Origin of the sequence: Nonomuraea deserti (genome assembly GCF_004348685.1) — a bacterium.
Classification (GTDB): Bacteria; Actinomycetota; Actinomycetes; order Streptosporangiales; family Streptosporangiaceae; genus Nonomuraea; species Nonomuraea deserti.
Genome location: NZ_SMKO01000040.1, coordinates 27,591 through 43,937, shown reverse-complemented (window position 1 = coordinate 43,937; position 16,347 = coordinate 27,591). Strand labels below are relative to the sequence as shown.

Below are 16,347 nucleotides of genomic sequence, written 5' to 3'. Positions count from 1 at the left end.
ACCCGAGCTCAAGGGGAGGCCGGAACATCGGAGGCACGGTATCCGCTCGCCTGGATCGCGAACAGCCCGGCGTAGACACCGTCGGTCGCTGTCAGTTCGTCGTGGGTGCCCCGCTCCACCACGGAACCGTTGGAGAGGACGACGATCTGGTCGGCGTCTCGCACCGCGCCCAGCCGGTGCGAGATCAGCAGACTGGTACGTCCCTCACGGTGCCGGCGTAGCCCGGCGTGCACCTCGTGCTCGGCCTGGGCGTCCAGGCCCGCGCTCGGCTCGTCCAGGATCAGCAGGTCGCGGTCGGCGCGCATGAGGGTGCGGGCCAGGGCGAGGCGTTGCCACTGGCCTCCGGAGAAGATGACGCCCGTCGTGGGGTCGTCCTTGTCCTGCTCTGTGGTGAATATGCGGCTCAGCAGGGTCTCGTAGCCGTGAGGCAAAGCTTCGATGCTGGTGTGGATCATCGCCTCGTGAGCGGCGCGTTCGATGCGGGTGCGATCGTCCAACGCGCTGAGGTCGCCCAGGCCGACGTTCTCCGCGGCGGTCAGGTCGTACGACATGAAGTCCTGGAACAGCACCCCCACGCGGTCCCGCAGCTCGGCCGGGTCCACCTCGCGGATGTCGATGCCGTCCCAGAGGACTGCCCCGCGGGTGGGGTCGTAGAAGCGGCACAGAAGCTTCACGAGCGTGCTCTTGCCGGCGCCGTTCAGCCCGACCAGCGCCACCGACCGTCCGTACGGGATGGTCAGGTTCACCCCGCGCAGCACCCATGGATGCGCTTCGTCGTAGCGGAACCAGACGTCACGCAGCTCGATGCCCTCGCGAAGTGGCCGCATCACGGGCCGCATGGCGCGCTCCGACCGCGGCGCCGGCGACGGCAGGTCATCGGGCAGACTGGTCACGTAGCAGTAGTGGGCGAACGTCAGCAGCGCCTGGTAGGCGTTGGCGATCGCGCTGACCAGCGACACGAGCGACTGCTGTGCGCCCGCGACCGCGGCGATGAAGGCGGACACGTCGCCGATGCTCAACCGGCCGTCCGCCGCGCCCTGGATCGCCCAGATCAGTCCCGCTCCGGCGATTGCGCCGCCGAGCACCGACAACAGGATCTGGGTGCCGAACTCCTGACGGTCGATGCGCCGTTCGCCGGCGTGCACCGTGTCGAGTTCGCCGAGCAGTCGCCGCCGGAGAAAGGCGCCGAGGCCGAGCAGCCGGATCTCCTTGGCGGCCGGCACGTCGGTGATGAGCGAGGTGTAGAAGAGGTGTCGCCGGTTGGCAGGGGTGATCTCAAGTATGGCTCCGGCCCAGCGCTTCCTCAGCGCCATCTGCGCGAGCAGCGACGGTACGGCCGCGAGCAGCACGAGCCCCGCCATGGCCGGGCTCAGCACGAAGATCGTGGCGAGCAGGCTCACGAGCGTGATGACGCTCCCGCCGAGGGTGAACAGCCCGGTGGTGGCCGGCTCCAGCAGCCCGCCGCCGGCCTGCGTGGCGAGCTGGAGTCGGTCGCGGAACCGCGGATCCTCGAATCGGGACAACCCTTGGAAGGAACAGACCGCGGCGTAGAGGCGAGCCTGGACAAGCCGGTCGACCTTCCTGCTCAGCTGGCCGCGCAGATACCGGGTGAACTCGGAGAGGGCGGCACCTGTCAGTCCGACGGCGGCGAGCCCGGCCGACCAGGTGAACAACTCCGCGCCCGACCGGCCTGTCGCGATCCCGTCCATGATCAATTTGGTCAGCCACACGCCGCAGGCCGGCAGCAGGCCGCCCACGATCGCGCACAACAACTGCCCGCTCGCCGACCAGGGACCCGCCCGCCAGGTCAGCCGCCAGGCGGCGCCGAGATCGCGGATCATCTCGCACCCGTCATGCGCTCTGGCCGGACCAGCGCGACGACATCATCGATGCGCACTGCGAAGAGCCCGGCCACCGCGGCAGCGGCGACCGAGACCAGCACGCCGCCGGTGGAAAGCCGGCTCTGCGCGGCGCTCTCGAATCCGATGTACCCCGTGATAGCCGCCGCCAGCAGCGCCAGGTTGCGGATCACGTGAGGCAGGCCCAGCGGCGTGACGGACGCTCCGAAGCACCGGCACGGGACCCGATCCCCGCTCAGCATCGCCCGCACGATCACGGCGGTGAAAACGGTCAGCAGCCCGATCGCGACGCCGAATCCCACTGGCGCGGTACGGAAGGGCAGGGCGACGAGGAGGGCGGCGGTCGCCTCGGCGGCGATCACACCCATGGCGGCGGGCCGCACCCATCGGCCGGGCACCATGCTCAGCGTCGCCACCGACCTACTGAACTCCTCGTAGGCTTTCCGCCCGCGCACCTTGCCGGCGAGCGACAGCAGAAATGTCCCGGCCACGACAATGCGACAGGTCAGCACAATGTAAGCAAGCAGTTGGGACTCCAGAGCTCGACGGACGCCAAAACCATCCCCGCAACATACTCCGTCACCGCCCGGCGTCCAATAGTAAGTAAATCACCGGCGGTGCACAGCAGCCGTGAAGCCAGGATGAGACCGAAATGAAGCAGCCGTGTGGCAGCATGTTCCTGATCTCTGGCCACTTCCGGAAGACAAGGCAGCGGGCGCTGGGGAGACGGTTGAATCTTTTCGTACAACGAACAGGAATTCTTCATGGAATTGCTTGCCGGAGTGCTCATCCTGCTGGTGCTCACCGATCTGTTACTGACCTTCGGAGTGATCCGCAGGCTGCGTGAACACGCGGAGAAGCTGACTGGGTTGCAGGAGAGCATGGTCGGTCCGTCGCCCACGGCACCGCGACCGGGCTCGGCCATCGCCGACTTCCCCCCCGCCCTCGCGACTGACGGGAGTACCGTTTCCCCTGCGGAACTGCGGAGCGGAACAAGGTTGGTCGCGTTCTATTCAGTCGGTTGCGGGTCGTGCGAGAAGGATGTGCTCCCTTTGACGGACCGCCTGCGGGCGGTGGAGGGTTCCGGGGTGTCGGCGTTCGTGATAGTTGAAGTCCCGGACGACAGCGAGCAGAGCGGCGCGCACGTCGCCCGACTGACGGACTCGATCGGTGCGATGGGCAGTGTGGTCCGCGAGCCATTTCACGGTCCGGTGCAGGAGGCCTTCGACGTCAACGTCTTTCCCACCTATGTGGTGGTCGAGGGGGGAGTGGTGGCGCAAGTGACGCACCGAGCCGCCGACGTCCGTTTCATGGAATCGGTGCGGAAGCCGGGCTGAAGCAATGGTGAAGTCACGATGAAAGGACCGTGTGAGATCCTGCCGATCGGTGTCGGCAACTCCATTAGGAGGGCTTTTCCATGACCCGAAACATTGGCCGAATGGCGGACAGGCTGCTTTCCGTCCTCGCTCCCAAGCAATCGGCATCCGCACTGTGCCCGGACTGCAGGTCAGAACGCTGCATGATCGCCTGCTGCGCGCTGGGCGGCGGAAGCACCTGGATCATCAGGCGTTGCTGGGACCAGCAGATTCTGGGCTGCACGGTCGAGGTCCTCTACAAGTGCTAGGCGCTGCCGTTCGGTAGCAGGCGTCGTCAACCGATTCCAGCCGGTTGGCGACGCCTTGCGCGTAACAACTCGGGAGAGTTTCGATCCGGTCGATCAGCGTCCCCGATCCGAGCCCGGTCGCTCGGCCGACATCCGGCGAATCACGACGCCGAGCAGCAGCTCCGCGGGAATCGGACCGAATTCGCGAGAATCGACGCTGTAGGCCGAATCGCCCACGATGAAAAGCGATCCGGCCGGCACGATGCCGCCACCCCGCGGGTCCGGGTCACCGCCCAGCGCGGTGACCCGTTTCACCAGTGAACGCTCGGGTCGGTCCGCCGCGATTTCCACTCCCGCCTCTGCCATGGCGGGCGAGAGCATGACGACGATCGAGCCCCGGCGTGCCCGCCCACCGAATCGCCGCCGCAGCACGAGTATCCGATCGCCATGGCTCAGCGTAGGCGCCATGCTGTACCCGTCCACGGTTACCACGATCAATGCTCCGCGGATCAATGCGGCGAGACCGAGCGCCGCCGCACAGGAAATCACTCCGACGCGAACGAGTTGCACAACGACTGATTCTCGGCTGTGGGAAGGTGGGCGACCAGGACACATGCCCGGACATTCGTCGGACATTCGCCTGCGTACAGGTGTCAGTGAGCCTTTTCGTGCGCCCAGCAGAGCAGAAGGTGAAGCCGTGACATAGCGGCTCAATCTTGTTGTTCGTAAGCTCGTCGTCGCTTGCCGGTGGAAGTCCGGCCCGGGTAGCTGCCAGGAGGCCCGGTAGCAGGCTGGCGGTTTCGTCTGGAAACGGGCGGGGTCGAAGCCCAGCGTCAAAAGCCCTGCAAGGGGAGCGATGGTGCGATCCGTAGCATGAAGCGAAGCCTGCGGCGTCGTTGCTCAGCCCGCCTACTGGGCGGGACGAGGGAGTGCCGAGCCTCTCGAAATCGGGGCGTAAGGCCATGGACGCGGTGAAGATCCTGAAAGCAGCCGTCCAGAACTCCCCGGCGGAACGCATGGACAGCGGCGGTGGGACGGGGGAGGCCCTCTCCGGCCCGGCAAGCTGCGGAGATGGGTGTTGCCGGAGCGTCGCGTCCGGTAACCGATGGTCTCGGGAAGTGGGCCACCATGTCGTCAGCGGGACACGGTGGATGATGCAGCGTGTACATCGATGGGTCGGGCTCGTTCCACCATCGCCAGCCCTTGGGATGTGGGCGCCCGATAAAGGTCTCGATGGTCGTTGCTGCCACGCTGGCGCCGGTGTGGATAAGCCACGCTGGCACGCCTTCGGCGAGGATGCGCCGGGGGATGTCGGCGTTGCGTCTCCAGAACCACACGTCCGTGATCCCGGCGGCGACGTAGTCGCGATGCCGGGCGCACCATTTCTCGTCGCTTACGTACGCCTGCTGGGCCTCCAGGGCGAGGCGGGCACCATCGGTGAGTTCAACGGCTACATCGGCCCGGCGTTTGCGGGCAGGTGTCCACTGCTCCAGATACACGTGCCACGCCTGGACACGAGCGCGCCCATCGGGCCAGGACGTGCTTGGTGGATAAGTGCCAGATCGTCTCGGGATGTGTCCGCCGCCGGCGGGTGCTTGACCGGGTGGGTGGGCGAAGTGAGTGCGGACGCGGCCGCCGAATCGGCCCTTGGTCACCAGCGGCACGCGAGTGCCCGCAGCGGCGTCGACGCCGTGGAAGCAGAAGAAGCACACCAGCGTCCCGGCAGCGCCGTACCCGAGCTGTCGCCAGTCCTGCGCCGGGCGATCGGCCACGTGCACCTCGCCCCCTGTGGTGAGGTCTAAGCCGACTACCAGCAGATCGTCCTGCACGGTCACCCCCACGAGCTATGGCATTGGATACTACGAGCCGATGCCGCATTTCTCCTGGACGGAGATCCGCCGTCGAGGCCATCGTGTCGGGACCGAGGCGGCCAGTTGCTAAGCTGCCGGCCCCTGTTGGTGGGTCCAGCAGCAGGGGCACGTCATGTGCGTCACCTCGCCCGGGACGCGCCAGCGGTTGCGGCAGATCCATCTGCGGCGGCAGCTCATCAGCGTGTCGTTGATCAGCAGTTCGCCTATCTCCAGAGGGCTCCGGCGGCCGCACGGGCAGGTGTCCCTCCGTTCTCCAGTTGACGCATGAGCTCGGAGAGGTCGTGCAGGATCGTGTCGGCGGGGTCGCCGAGCAGAGGGCCGGGGGTGGCCAGCAGCCGGGGACGGCCTCGGTGCGGGATTCGGCGCGGTGCACAACCGTGCGCCCGTCAGGGTTCAGGGCCTGCCGGCGGCGGCCGGAGCGGTTAACGCGGCCCAGGTCGACATCGTCGTAGCCGTCGTGGATGTCCACGCGGTAGGAGCCGTCGGGCAGGCGCGGCGGGGTGTCGGCCAGCGCGACGGCGAGCAGCAACGCCGCCGCGAAAGGCCTGAGCGGTCGTTCCCGCAGCGAGCGGGCACGCGGCCTGCGGGCGGCGCGGACCTCGGGTCCGAGGTCGGGCATCGGCGCGGGAGTGAGGAGCGCTGCTGCGCCTGCTCCGGGCCGCCGACCCCTCGCTTCATCTCGACCCCGCAGATCGCCATCAACGCGCCGACCTGCGCCGGACCATAACCGGGCATCGCTCGCAGCATCTGAACAACCCTCGTCTTCTTGGTCTTGCGCGCCTCGGCGGCCGGGACAATGGTCTAGTAAACGGGCTGTCAGGTGAGTTCCAGGCCCCCGTCGATGGTGAGGACCTGCCCGGTGATCCAGGTGGCGGCGGGGTCGGCGAGGTGGACGATCCAGGCAGCCACCTCCTCGGGGGTGCCGCGACGGCCCAGCGGGATGCGGGCGGCCTCCTCCTGCTTGATCTTTTCGACGACGGCCTCGGTCAGGCCGGCGGCGGACAGGGCCTGGCTCTCGGTGGGGCCGGGGGCCAGCGCGTTGACGCGGATGCCGTCGGCGGCCAGTTCCAGCGCCCAGCTGCGGGTGAGCTGTTCGAGGGCGGCCTTGGAGGCGGCGTAGTGGGCGGCGCCGGGCAGCGGGCGGTGGCCATAGGTGCTGGAGACGTTGACGATCGCGCCGTGTCCGGCGCGCAGGTGCGGCAGTGCGGCGCCGGCGAGCAGGCTGGGCGCGGTGACGTTGAGCGCGAACAGGTCGGCGATGGCGTTGGCGGTGACCTCGCCCAGGGGCATCACCTTGGTGGCGCCGGCGTTGTTGACCAGCACGTCCACTTTGCCCCAGAGCCGGATGGCGGTGTCGATGACGTGCTGGGGCGCATGCGGGTCGCGTAGGTCGGCGGCGTGTACGGCGATGCGGGGCTGGCCGGCGGCGGTCTCCTCCAGGGTCTGGTTGCGGCGGGCGACGCCGAGTACGTGGGCTCCGGTTTGGGCGAAGGCGCGGGCGGCGGCGCGGCCGATGCCGGAGCCGGCACCGGTGACGATGACCACCTTGTCGGTGAAGTCTGCGTTGAGGTGTGGGTGCGGCCGGTCGTGCACCATGACTCCCTTGTTCGCTGTTCGTAAAACATCGAACAAGGTAGCATGGTGACTGTGAAACAAGCACGGCACCCCGGGCTCGAGGAGATGACCCTCGTCGCGGTGATGGGCGCGCTCAGCGACCCGATCCGTGTCGGGCTGGTGCGCGTGCTGGCCGACGGCCGCGAACGGGGCTGGGGCGAACTGCGCGCCCCCGTGGCCAAGTCGACGCTCAGCCACCATCTGCGCGTGCTGCGTGACGCTGGCCTCACTCGGACCCGCCAGGAAGGCACCCGCTGCTTCGTCGAGTTGCGCCGCGAGGACCTGAACGCGCGCTTCCCCGGACTGCTGGAGGCGGTGCTGGAGGTGGCCCGCGGCGATGACGTCGGCGCGCACGTCGGCGTGACCGACGACTCCAACCGCACCTGAACCACGTGCTGGACGTCGTGCTCGGCGTCGGCATGAAGACACTCTCGGACTACACCAACCACATCGCCTGCACCCCGCTGGATCCGGACTGGGCCGATCAGCGGTGGAGCCGGGAGCAGGCAAACGGCCTGACCCGGCGCCTGCTTCACCCGGGTGCCGTCCAGGGCGGCGGACGGCACCCGGCATCGGCCCAGTTCCCCGTCCTGAACAGCTACAACGCCGGCCCGCGATCCCCTACCGCCGCATTCCGGCCGCCCTCCGTGAAAAGGACTCGTGCGGCGGCTTCATCGCCTTCGATCTCGACGAGCCCACGGACATCGTCGAAGGTGAGCGCACCCGCCGCCAGCCCGAGAACGATCAAGGACTCAGCGCGTAGGACGGCATCGAGATCGCCGCCCTCATGCGGGCTCACCTCGATGCCCGAGTCCGTCGCCCGTACCTGGAGCAGCCGGCCGTCGACCGCGATCCCCACCGTCTGCGCCTGGTGTGCGGTCACGCTGCCGGTGAGCAAGGCACGGAGAGCGACGATGGGCCAGTTGGTCTGGAAGCGGTCGCCGCCCGGCCCGCGCGCCATGAGCGGCGTGGACCAGCTGATGAGGCCCTCGATCGGCTCCCGTAGCTCGGTGCCCCAGGGGGTGAGCGCGTACACGATGGCGTTGGCTTCCTCGGCCAGCCGCCGCTCGACCACGCCGGCGCTCCCAAGGTCGCGCAGACGGTCGGTGAGCAGGTTCGTGGCCACGCCGGGCAGCCCATCGAGCAGCTCGCGGTAGCGGGCGGGAGCGATGAGGAGCTGGCGGACGATGAGCAGATTCCATCGGTCGCCCACGATGTCGAGCGCCCGGGCGAGACCGCGGTACTGGCCATAGCTCCGACTCATGGCGGCAACCTCACATTCTCAAGCGCGCCTGACAATATCCAGCCCATCGCCGGTACGGGTGGCCCGCACGAAGGCCCGATCACCGACACCTCCAACCCCGGCGAGACCTGGCTCTGACAACCAAGAAAGGCGCTGACATGATCTCGGCCGCGGCGCACAGCGGTACGCCCGACACCATGGCCCAGGCCAGTGCGGCATTGCGGGAGGTCGTTCCCCGCCTGGTCGCCCTGGTGCGCAGCATCCCCGACCCGCACGCCGTGTCGGTCGGAGCATGGACGGTCGGCGATGTCGCGGCTCACCTGACTCATGTCTTCCGCTTCGACGCCGACGCCATCGCCGCACGACCATCCCGGACGCCACGGTGACGCCGGCCGGGATGGCGAGGTCAACGCCAAGATGCTGGCCCAAGACGGCCAACGGGCCTCCTCCGTACTCGCCGATCGGATCGCCACGCTCGCCGGCGAGTTCGACGCCATCGCCTCCCGTTCGCGAGCGGCCACCGTCGACTGGCTGCAAGGCACCCGCCTGCCGCCGTCGGCGGTGGCGTGTCACCTGCTCGAGGAATGCCTGATCCACGGCCACGACATCGCCACGGCCACCGGGCGCTCGTGGCCGATCCAGCGCCACCACGCCCTGCTCGCGATCGAGCGCGGCGTGCTGCCGCTCATCGCGGCACTGCCGCCCACGGCCTTGGTGAACCAGGACAAGGCCGGATCCTTCCGAGCCCGCTTCGACCTTCGCCTGCGTGGAGGCGGACGCACGCTGATGGCCTTTGACCGCGGCTCATTGACCCTCGGCCCGGGACCCGCACACGACGTCGACGCCCACCTGTCCGCCGACCCCGCGGCTCTCATGCTGGTGTTCATCGGCCGACAAGGCATAACTAAACCGCTTCTGGGCGGAAAGCTTGCCGCTTGGGGCCCTCGGCCCTGGAAGCTCGCCCGCATGCTCACCGCCATCAGCCCGCCATAGGGCCGGTCGCCGGACAACCGACGAGCACTATCGACGACTCAAGAACGGTTGCTTACCCGAGACGGGCCGTCGGCCTGATTGAGGTCGGTGGTCGAAAGACCCTGAGCGCCGACCGCGTAGAGCAGGTCACGCAGGCCAGGCAGATCCTCCCGGTCTTCGCGCCACACCAGCCGCAGGCTCAGCTCGGGTGCGGGGAAGGCGAGTGCGGTGAGTGTCCCGGACCGCAGGGCCGCCTCGACCGCGAAGTCGGGCAGCAGGGCGATGCCAAGGCCTTGTTCGGCCCAGGCGCGCATGACCGAGACTCCGCCGGCGCGCACCCGTTCGGGAGCCGGGCCGATGGCGTGATCGGCCGCCATCCAGAACGAGCAGGCCGGTACGTTGCTCAGCAGGCGTTCGCCGGCCAGGTCGCCGGCTGTCAGCCGGTTGCGCGTGGTGAGCAGGTGGCCGGGGGCGGCGACCAGGACGAGCGGCACCGTGGCCACATCGACAAACGCCAGAGGATGCGGCGGCGCGGGAAAGCCGAGGTCTCCCAGCGCGTCACCGGTGTCGAGGACAAGCGCCGCCTCCAGGCGCCCTGCGGCGATGGCGTCGAACATCCGCGCGCGACTCGTGCTGGGCCGCACCACGACGTTGACGCCGGGACGTCGTTCGGCGAGCGTGGCCAGCACCGCGGGGGCGTGCGTGGCGGCGATGGTCTCCAGCGCGCCCAACTGCAGAACGGTGGAGAGCCCGCTCACGTCGCGGCGGGCCTGCTCGGCCTGGTCCAGGAACCGGCCGCGACCGGTCCCTCGCCGTTGCGGCCGGGCGACGTGGCCGGGTGATTGATGTGGTGGGGGCGATGGCCTGTCACTGGCCGTCTTGGCCACGTGCCGTCGCCCCCTCCCTACGGATCTACAGCACCTTCCGGGCGCCCGGCAGGGCGCGCACCAGGTACGCCGTCGCCCAGCACAGCGGCAGCCCGATGGCGGTGAGCAGCGCGGCCTTGGCGATCGCGGGCGCCTGTACGCCGCTCAGGGCGTAGCCCAGGGCGACCAGTACGGCCGGGTGGATGACGTAGACGGTGAAGGCGTGCGTCGACAGGAACCGGCGGAGGCGGCCCTGGCGGCCGAGGCGTTCCCTGAACAGCACCATAAGGCCGAGGATGATGCCGACGGCGAGTGCCGACTCCGACATGGCCGTCAGCAGGGACGGCAGGGTTCCGTGGCCCAGGCTCACCTCTCTGTAGGAGCCCACGACGAGGACGAGCACCACCGTGGCGACGGCTGCGGTGGCGAACCCGGCCCGGCCGGCTGTTCTGGGCAGGCTCTCCAGCCAGCCGCGCCGGGCCGCGATCAGCCCGACGACGAACAGCGCCGCGTACTGCGGCAGGTAGCCGGGGGACGGCAGCCCCAGCACCGTAACGCCCATCGGCACCACCATGCGCCACACGTACGTCACCAGTGACAGCCCCATGACGAACCCGACGATCGCGACGGTACCGGGCGCCCGGCCGGTGGCCGGGGTCGTCCCGGGCGCGCTCCGGCCCTGGCCGGCCAGGCGCCGCCACAGGACGTAGAGCGCGCTGAACACGAGCAGCACCTCGACGAACCACATCGGACCCGGTGTGTAGTGGAGCAGGTAGAACTTCCAGTAGGGCAGTTCGGTTCCCTGCCGGGCGGCGGCTTCGCTGGCTGTGGCGTACCTGCCGATGGTCACCAGGGGACGGATCAGCAGCAGCCACAGCAGCAGCGGGACTCCCAGACGCAGCAGCCGCTCCCTCAGGAACTGCCCGGCCCCCTTGCGGTCGTAGGACCGTGGCACGAAAAGTCCTGAGACGAGGAAGAAGGCGCCCATGAAAAACGCCTGGTTGAACAGGAGCAGGAGGTCCAGCAGCATTCCTGAGGAGTCGGCCGGTGGTTCCGTGTAGTACCAGTCCGGGATGTTGCTGTAAGCGATCACGGAGTGGTGGATCACCACGAGTGCCATCAGAGCGGTGCGTAGGTTGTCGACATGAAGAAGCCGCGGGGCGGTGGTGGACGACGCGGCCTGCTGGTTGGCGGGCTGCGTCATCGGTTCGCCGTCCCTTCGGGCCGTGCGGCCCGTGTGCTGTGCTCGAGCGGGCCGACCTCCCGCGTGGATAACCGGGTCCACGCGACGATGGGGAGGGTCGGTGTTCTCTGGTGGATCTCTGCCTGCAGCATGAGATGTCCCTCTGAAGCGATGTGTGTTACTTGTTGTATAGCAGATAGAATCACGATGCGTCGGTCGGTCACGACGTTCCTCACGTGTTGAGGAGTTTGGCGAGATCGTCCGCGGATGCGGGACGGCCGGGAGCGGCGAACATTCCGGCCGGGTCGAGGTAGGCGTGCTGGGCGGGTGTGCCCGGCGCGAATCGGCGGCTCTCGGCGAGCGGGCCCACGTCGTACGTGTCATAGCCGAGCGAATCGATCAGGATGGCGACCGCCTTCTTGGCGGCGGCGTCGTCGCCGGCGATGGGCAGGGTGCTGCGGTCCGGGGCGCCGGCCGGGCGTCCCAGGGTGGCCAGGTGCTTGAAGAAGATGTTGCTGAACGCCTTGACGACGCTTGAGCCGGTCAGGTGGGTCTGGAGCAGGACGTGGGCCGGGGTGTCGCCGGCGTCGATCTCGGGGACGCTGCCCTGTCGGGCGGGGTCGTAGTTGAGGGTGTCGATGACGACCCGGCCCCGGAGGGGTTCCGCGGGGACCTGCCGGTAGGCCTTGATCGGGATGGTCACCACGACGATGTCGCCGGCGGTCGCGGCCTCGGAAGGGGTCGCCGCGCGGGCGCGCGGGCCGAGCCGTGCGACCAAGTTCTGCAAGGTCTCCGGGCCGCGGCTGTTGCTGAGGACGACGTCGTGGCCGGCGTCGACCCCGAGGCGGGCGAGAGTGCTGCCGATGTTTCCGCTGCCGATGAAGCCGATGGTGGTCATGGTCTCCTGCCGGGCCGGGATAATGTAGGAAGGGTTTTTCGCATAAGCGAAGGCATGCCTTGACTTTAACGCAGGCAGCCCTTCACTTAGCAAGGTCGGTGTCGCAGAAAGAGGTATGTCATTGGGTGCCACCGAGCCCGGCACGCGAGCCGAACCCCGTTTCACCGTGCGTCGGCCTGCGCGCGCCGACGCACGCCGCAACTTCGACGCCCTGCTCGACGCCGCCCGTGAGGCGTTCGGCGCCGAGGGCGCCGGCGCCTCGCTCGAGGGGATCGCCCGGCGGGCAGGGGTCAACATCGCGACGCTCTACCGCAACTTCCCCACCCGCCAGCACCTGTTCGAAGCCGTCTACCTGGACGAGGTGGAGGCCCTGGCCCGCATGGCAGCCGAGTTGAGCGGCCTCGAACCGTGGGATGCCCTGGAGGGCTGGCTGCGTCAGTTCGTCAGCTATGCGACCACCAAGAAGGCGATCTACGACGCCGTCGCGCACCGCGAGGAGATGTTTGTAACCGGCCGCGACATGATCCACGCGGCCGGTCGGCCTCTTCTCGAGCGCGCCCAGGGCGCGGGCAAGGCCCGGGACGACGTGAGCTTCGACGACATTCTATTCCTGGTCAACGGTGTCAGCGGAGCGAACTTCGTCCAGGAGGCGCAGCGCGACCGGGTGCTCGCCATGGCCTTGGACGGCATCAAAGCCCAGAAGTGAGCGCAGCGAGCGCGAGCGCTGACGATCAGACGAGTAGTCTCAGCCCGGCGATCTTCACAGCCGCGTCGAGGACACCATCGGCAGCCGGCCCTTACTGCCGCTCATCCCCGCTCAACTGTCCACCATGGCCGATCTCGCCGAGGCGCCCGAGGCCCGCTCGCCGATCGGGCCGTCGCCGTGCTGGCCCAGTCCGCCGCCCGCCACAACCTCGCGGCAACGCTGGCCGCCGAGGCCGCAGCCACCCACACCGCCGAACCACCACCCGTGGTGCATCACCGCGAGCTCAAAGTCGTCACCCGGCTGCGTCGACACCACGCCGCCGTGCATGACCTGCTGGAACGAGGGCATTCGAAACGCCGCCCAGCTCACCCGGGAGATCACCACGCTCGGATACTCCGGCAGCGAGCAGCAAGTGCAACGCTACCTACGGCGTTTTCGCACCGGTACCGGTCAGATCGCCATCTCCGCCCCCACCGCCTTCGGGCCGCGACATCACCCGCTGGATCATGTCCAACCCCGACAACCTGAGCTCCGATGATGCCGTTCAGCTGCGAACCCTTCGCAAACGCAGCCGCGCTCTGAACCGGCTGGCCCGGCACGTCCAGGACTTCGCCCTCATGATGACCCAACTCCACGGCCATCAACTCGACGCCTGGATCTCCGCGGCCGAAAAGGATTCACTCACCGCGCTGGCTTCCTTCGCCCGCAACCTCCGCCGGGATCTCGACGCTGACCGCAACGGCCTGACACTGCCTCACAGCTCGGGCCCTGTCGAAGGGCACGTCAATCGCGTCAAGATGCTCAAACGCCAAATGTTCGGCCGCGCGAAACTCGACCTGCTACGCAGACGCACCCTGCGCTACTCGAGATCACGCGATCTGCGACAGAGCCAAGCTACGCGAGGGCCAGCGCCGTCCGATTCAGTCCTGAAGACTTGGCCGAGCTACGTTCAATAGTGAGATCTGACCCATCCCGCGTGAACTCCCGGTGTCCGCCGTATGGCTTACGACGAGCCGGGGCGCTGGAGGTGGCAGCAGCGTCAGACGAACTGCTCCCCCGACACCAGGGTTCCCAGAGATCAGGTGTCCACCAAACCGAGTCACCTCCAGCCGCGCCGTACCCGCCGGCTCTGATCACTGGCGCAGGAACGTGGTGATCATTGGCAGCACCAGGTCGGGCCGGATGACCTGCATATGCTTCGTGCCCGGCAGGATCGCTAGTTGCGCGTTCGGCAGCAGTTGCTTCATCTCGACGCTGTGCTCGAGCCGGACGAAGTCGGTGTCGCCGATGATGATCAAGATTGGCATCGTCAGCCGGGCCAGCTGTTCGTCGGTCCACCCTTCGAAATCGTGCGCTGCCGACTGGATCTTCATCACGGACGGGAGGAAGTTCTCGGGATTCGGCGCCACCTCGTCGTAGGCGCGTTGCATCGCCGCGGACTCCTCCTCGGTCGGCATCCGAGGCGAATCCAGCTCCATGCCCGTGATCTCGGGGTAGTACGCCTCGGCTCGGGTCGACCGGAAGTGGGAGGCCGCCAGCACGACCCGGCCGACCCGGTCCGGGGCCGAGACGGCGACCTCGGTGGAGACCAGCCCGCCCAGGCTGTAGCCGAACAAGTCGGCTCGCTCGACGCCGAGATGATCGAGCAGCGCGATCACGTCCTCGGCGCACTGCCGGATGGAGAAGGGCCGGTCGCTGTCGGCGGTATGCCCGTGCCCCTGCAACTCGATGCCGATCACCTTCCGCTCGGCGGTCAACGCCGGCAGCAGCGAGTCGAAGCTCAGACGGAACGTGTACGCGCCGCCGTGCAGCATGATCAGCGGCGGACCTGGCCGATCGGCGCCCAGGACCTCGTAGTAGAGGTCGATGCCGTTCACCGAGGCGTACGCACCCTGAGTCATGTCGATTCCCCTCGCCACCGTCTACCGGCTCGGCCTGTAGGTCAACACCACTGTGCCGTTACCGAGTTCGGTCACCTTCATCAAATCCATGGCGGTCGTACTGAGGCCGGACAGCAGCGACTCACCGGACCCGGCGACGAACGGGGAGATGCTCAGGTGCAGCTCGTCGAGCAGACCTGCCTCGACCAGCGCCCGGCTGAACGGGCCGTTGCCGTACTTCACCAATGTGCCGTCGCCGGCCTTCTTGAGCTGGGCGACCGCTTCGACCGCATCGCCGGCCAGCACCTTCGCGTTCCACGTGGTCTCGGTCAGCGTGGTGGAGGCGATGTACTTGGGCAGGGAGTTGATCTTGTCGGCGACATCGCCGGTCGAGGTCGGCCAGGTCTGGGCGAAGCCCTCATAGGTCACCCGGCCGAGCACGAGACCGACCGCCGAGGACAGCAACCCGAGCTGATAGGCGAAGTGGGCATCGTTGGGGACGACCTTCTCCTGCCCGGCCCACCAGGCGTCGCCGGACATTATCCCGTCGATCGAGAGATGGTTGTATTCAATCAGTTTTCGCACGTCAGGGAGTCAACCATCCAGCTGATCCGTCCGTCTTGTATCGAACCGAAACCCGTATCACAACGCCAGAAACGAGACACCGGACCGCAACTCGCCCGGGGTGTGACCGGTCGCCCACCGCATCGCTCGCGCGAGCTGTGAATGATCGTAATAACCGCCCTCGGTGACCACGTCGGCGATCGATCTGCCTGCCATGAGGAGCTGCGCGGCGTGCCGTGCCTGCTCGATGCTGGCGAGCTTGCGGTGCGAGATCCCGACGGCCCGGCGGAACCGTATCTGCGCGATCCGTTCCGACATGCCGCGTGGCCGTTCGCCGTGCCGGATCTCGTCGACGAGAGGGTCAAAGAACAACAAACCTGCGCGTGCCAGCCGGTTGACGAAGACGTCGATGTTCTGCTCGGTCGGTATCTCCCAGTCCCGGTTGTCCAACAAGATCCGGCCGCCCGGCAGGATCGGCAACAACGCATCCCTGAGGTCGATCAGACCGGAGGGCGGGTACAGCGGCAGATAAGCACCAAGCCGCAACTCCACACCGAAAAACTCCCAGCCCTCCAGGCAAGTCAGCGATGTGCCCCGCGTCTCCGGTCCGCGCACGTGCACCGTCAATCCGTCATGGCCCCGCGCAAACGCGATCATGGATGAGGCTTTGGCCGCTGAGCTGAAACCGGTCGTAGCAGCACAGCTCGCCGACCACACCCGTTGCACCAGCTGGAGTTCGCTGGCCACAGAGTTGAAAATCAGTCCCACCCGGCGTGATTCTAGACCACTCAGGACGCAGGCCGCGTGCCCGGCTTTCAATAGAGACGAAGCTTATGACCTGCTCGGGAATCGAACTTATCGGTATGCCGCTCGCCGAGTGCGTGAATGTGGTCGTCAGGGCATTCCTGGCGACCAGCGGCATCATCACGGTCCGGCGTCAGGTCAGCATGCGCACCGATTCGAGCTGGTCATGGGCCAGCATGTGCGCCTCCACCGATCACGAGCACGGGTGTGCGGCCCCGCTCTGCTTGTTCGGTGGCCAGCATGTCGTTGGCTTGAGGGATCAGGGTGGCCTTCTGGATCTTGGG

General features: G+C 67.9%; 19 protein-coding genes. 6 read left to right on the top strand and 13 right to left on the bottom strand.

Annotated features, from left to right (window positions below):
* Nucleotides 1–8: 8 nt before the first annotated feature.
* Nucleotides 9–1,841, bottom strand: coding sequence for an ABC transporter ATP-binding protein (locus E1292_RS17535; RefSeq protein ID WP_132596278.1), 1,833 nt, complete (start codon nt 1,839–1,841; stop codon nt 9–11).
* Entirely contained in the window at nt 1,838–2,371 is a 534-nt protein-coding gene (locus tag E1292_RS17530) for a MauE/DoxX family redox-associated membrane protein (protein WP_132596277.1), read from the bottom strand. The genes E1292_RS17535 and E1292_RS17530 overlap by 4 nt, the downstream gene beginning before the upstream one ends.
* A gap of 252 nt (nt 2,372–2,623) precedes the next feature.
* Here E1292_RS17530 and E1292_RS17525 point away from each other — a divergent pair, with 252 nt between their 5' ends.
* Nucleotides 2,624–3,196, top strand: a complete 573-nt coding sequence (locus E1292_RS17525; protein ID WP_132596276.1) for a hypothetical protein — start codon at nt 2,624–2,626, stop codon at nt 3,194–3,196.
* A 380-nt stretch (nt 3,197–3,576) separates the two neighbouring features.
* Here the strand turns inward: E1292_RS17525 and E1292_RS17520 are convergent, their stop codons facing one another.
* The 3 genes from E1292_RS17520 to E1292_RS17515 form a co-directional block, all read right to left on the bottom strand.
* The gene (locus E1292_RS17520; protein WP_220446900.1) at nt 3,577–4,032 is read right to left on the bottom strand and encodes a S26 family signal peptidase; all 456 of its coding nucleotides are present in this window, start codon (nt 4,030–4,032) and stop codon (nt 3,577–3,579) included.
* A 263-nt stretch (nt 4,033–4,295) separates the two neighbouring features.
* A complete protein-coding gene (locus E1292_RS56125; protein WP_439331895.1) occupies nt 4,296–4,961 on the bottom strand; it encodes a competence protein CoiA family protein in 666 nt (221 codons plus the stop codon).
* A gap of 1,188 nt (nt 4,962–6,149) precedes the next feature.
* Complete coding sequence (locus E1292_RS17515; RefSeq protein ID WP_132596275.1) at nt 6,150–6,929, bottom strand: SDR family NAD(P)-dependent oxidoreductase; 780 nt, start codon at nt 6,927–6,929, stop codon at nt 6,150–6,152.
* 51 nt (nt 6,930–6,980) lie between these two features.
* On the opposite strand from E1292_RS17515, the gene E1292_RS17510 reads away from it, so the two are divergent.
* Nucleotides 6,981–7,334 (top strand): ArsR/SmtB family transcription factor, encoded by a 354-nt coding sequence (locus tag E1292_RS17510; RefSeq protein ID WP_220446899.1) that lies wholly within the window; start codon nt 6,981–6,983, stop codon nt 7,332–7,334.
* A 211-nt stretch (nt 7,335–7,545) separates the two neighbouring features.
* Here the strand turns inward: E1292_RS17510 and E1292_RS17500 are convergent, their stop codons facing one another.
* Nucleotides 7,546–8,211 (bottom strand): winged helix-turn-helix transcriptional regulator, encoded by a 666-nt coding sequence (locus tag E1292_RS17500; protein WP_132596273.1) that lies wholly within the window; start codon nt 8,209–8,211, stop codon nt 7,546–7,548.
* 137 nt (nt 8,212–8,348) lie between these two features.
* Between E1292_RS17500 and E1292_RS17495 the strand changes: the two genes are divergently transcribed.
* Both E1292_RS17495 and E1292_RS17490 read left to right on the top strand, forming a co-directional pair.
* Nucleotides 8,349–8,576, top strand: a complete 228-nt coding sequence (locus tag E1292_RS17495; protein WP_132596272.1) for a hypothetical protein — start codon at nt 8,349–8,351, stop codon at nt 8,574–8,576.
* A 31-nt stretch (nt 8,577–8,607) separates the two neighbouring features.
* Nucleotides 8,608–9,183 (top strand): SCP2 sterol-binding domain-containing protein, encoded by a 576-nt coding sequence (locus E1292_RS17490; protein WP_132596271.1) that lies wholly within the window; start codon nt 8,608–8,610, stop codon nt 9,181–9,183.
* Nucleotides 9,184–9,221: 38 nt separating this feature from the next.
* Here the strand turns inward: E1292_RS17490 and E1292_RS17485 are convergent, their stop codons facing one another.
* The 3 genes from E1292_RS17485 to E1292_RS17475 all read right to left on the bottom strand — a co-directional run bounded on the left by E1292_RS17485 (nt 9,222) and on the right by E1292_RS17475 (nt 12,109).
* Nucleotides 9,222–9,920, bottom strand: a complete 699-nt coding sequence (locus E1292_RS17485; protein WP_246090174.1) for a substrate-binding domain-containing protein — start codon at nt 9,918–9,920, stop codon at nt 9,222–9,224.
* Between the two features lie 154 nt (nt 9,921–10,074).
* Nucleotides 10,075–11,232: an acyltransferase family protein gene (locus tag E1292_RS17480; protein ID WP_132596269.1), complete on the bottom strand. Its 1,158-nt coding sequence runs from the start codon at nt 11,230–11,232 to the stop codon at nt 10,075–10,077.
* Between the two features lie 211 nt (nt 11,233–11,443).
* Entirely contained in the window at nt 11,444–12,109 is a 666-nt protein-coding gene (locus E1292_RS17475) for an NADPH-dependent F420 reductase (protein WP_132596268.1), read from the bottom strand.
* A 121-nt stretch (nt 12,110–12,230) separates the two neighbouring features.
* On the opposite strand from E1292_RS17475, the gene E1292_RS17470 reads away from it, so the two are divergent.
* On the top strand, nt 12,231–12,815 hold the full coding sequence (locus tag E1292_RS17470) for a TetR/AcrR family transcriptional regulator (protein ID WP_220446898.1): 585 nt from the start codon (nt 12,231–12,233) through the stop codon (nt 12,813–12,815).
* Nucleotides 12,816–12,926: 111 nt separating this feature from the next.
* Here the strand turns inward: E1292_RS17470 and E1292_RS17465 are convergent, their stop codons facing one another.
* Nucleotides 12,927–13,199, bottom strand: a complete 273-nt coding sequence (locus E1292_RS17465) for a hypothetical protein (RefSeq protein ID WP_132596266.1) — start codon at nt 13,197–13,199, stop codon at nt 12,927–12,929.
* A 122-nt stretch (nt 13,200–13,321) separates the two neighbouring features.
* Here E1292_RS17465 and E1292_RS17460 point away from each other — a divergent pair, with 122 nt between their 5' ends.
* On the top strand, nt 13,322–13,771 hold the full coding sequence (locus E1292_RS17460) for a transposase (RefSeq protein WP_132596265.1): 450 nt from the start codon (nt 13,322–13,324) through the stop codon (nt 13,769–13,771).
* Nucleotides 13,772–13,948: 177 nt separating this feature from the next.
* Here E1292_RS17460 and E1292_RS17455 read toward each other — a convergent pair whose 3' ends face one another.
* The 3 genes from E1292_RS17455 to E1292_RS17445 are packed head-to-tail and all read right to left on the bottom strand — an operon-like array spanning nt 13,949 to nt 16,027.
* A complete protein-coding gene (locus tag E1292_RS17455; RefSeq protein ID WP_220446897.1) occupies nt 13,949–14,716 on the bottom strand; it encodes an alpha/beta fold hydrolase in 768 nt (255 codons plus the stop codon).
* A 21-nt stretch (nt 14,717–14,737) separates the two neighbouring features.
* Nucleotides 14,738–15,280, bottom strand: coding sequence for a dihydrofolate reductase family protein (locus tag E1292_RS17450; protein WP_132596264.1), 543 nt, complete (start codon nt 15,278–15,280; stop codon nt 14,738–14,740).
* Between the two features lie 57 nt (nt 15,281–15,337).
* Nucleotides 15,338–16,027, bottom strand: coding sequence for a helix-turn-helix domain-containing protein (locus tag E1292_RS17445; RefSeq protein ID WP_132596263.1), 690 nt, complete (start codon nt 16,025–16,027; stop codon nt 15,338–15,340).
* Nucleotides 16,028–16,347: the final 320 nt, after the last annotated feature.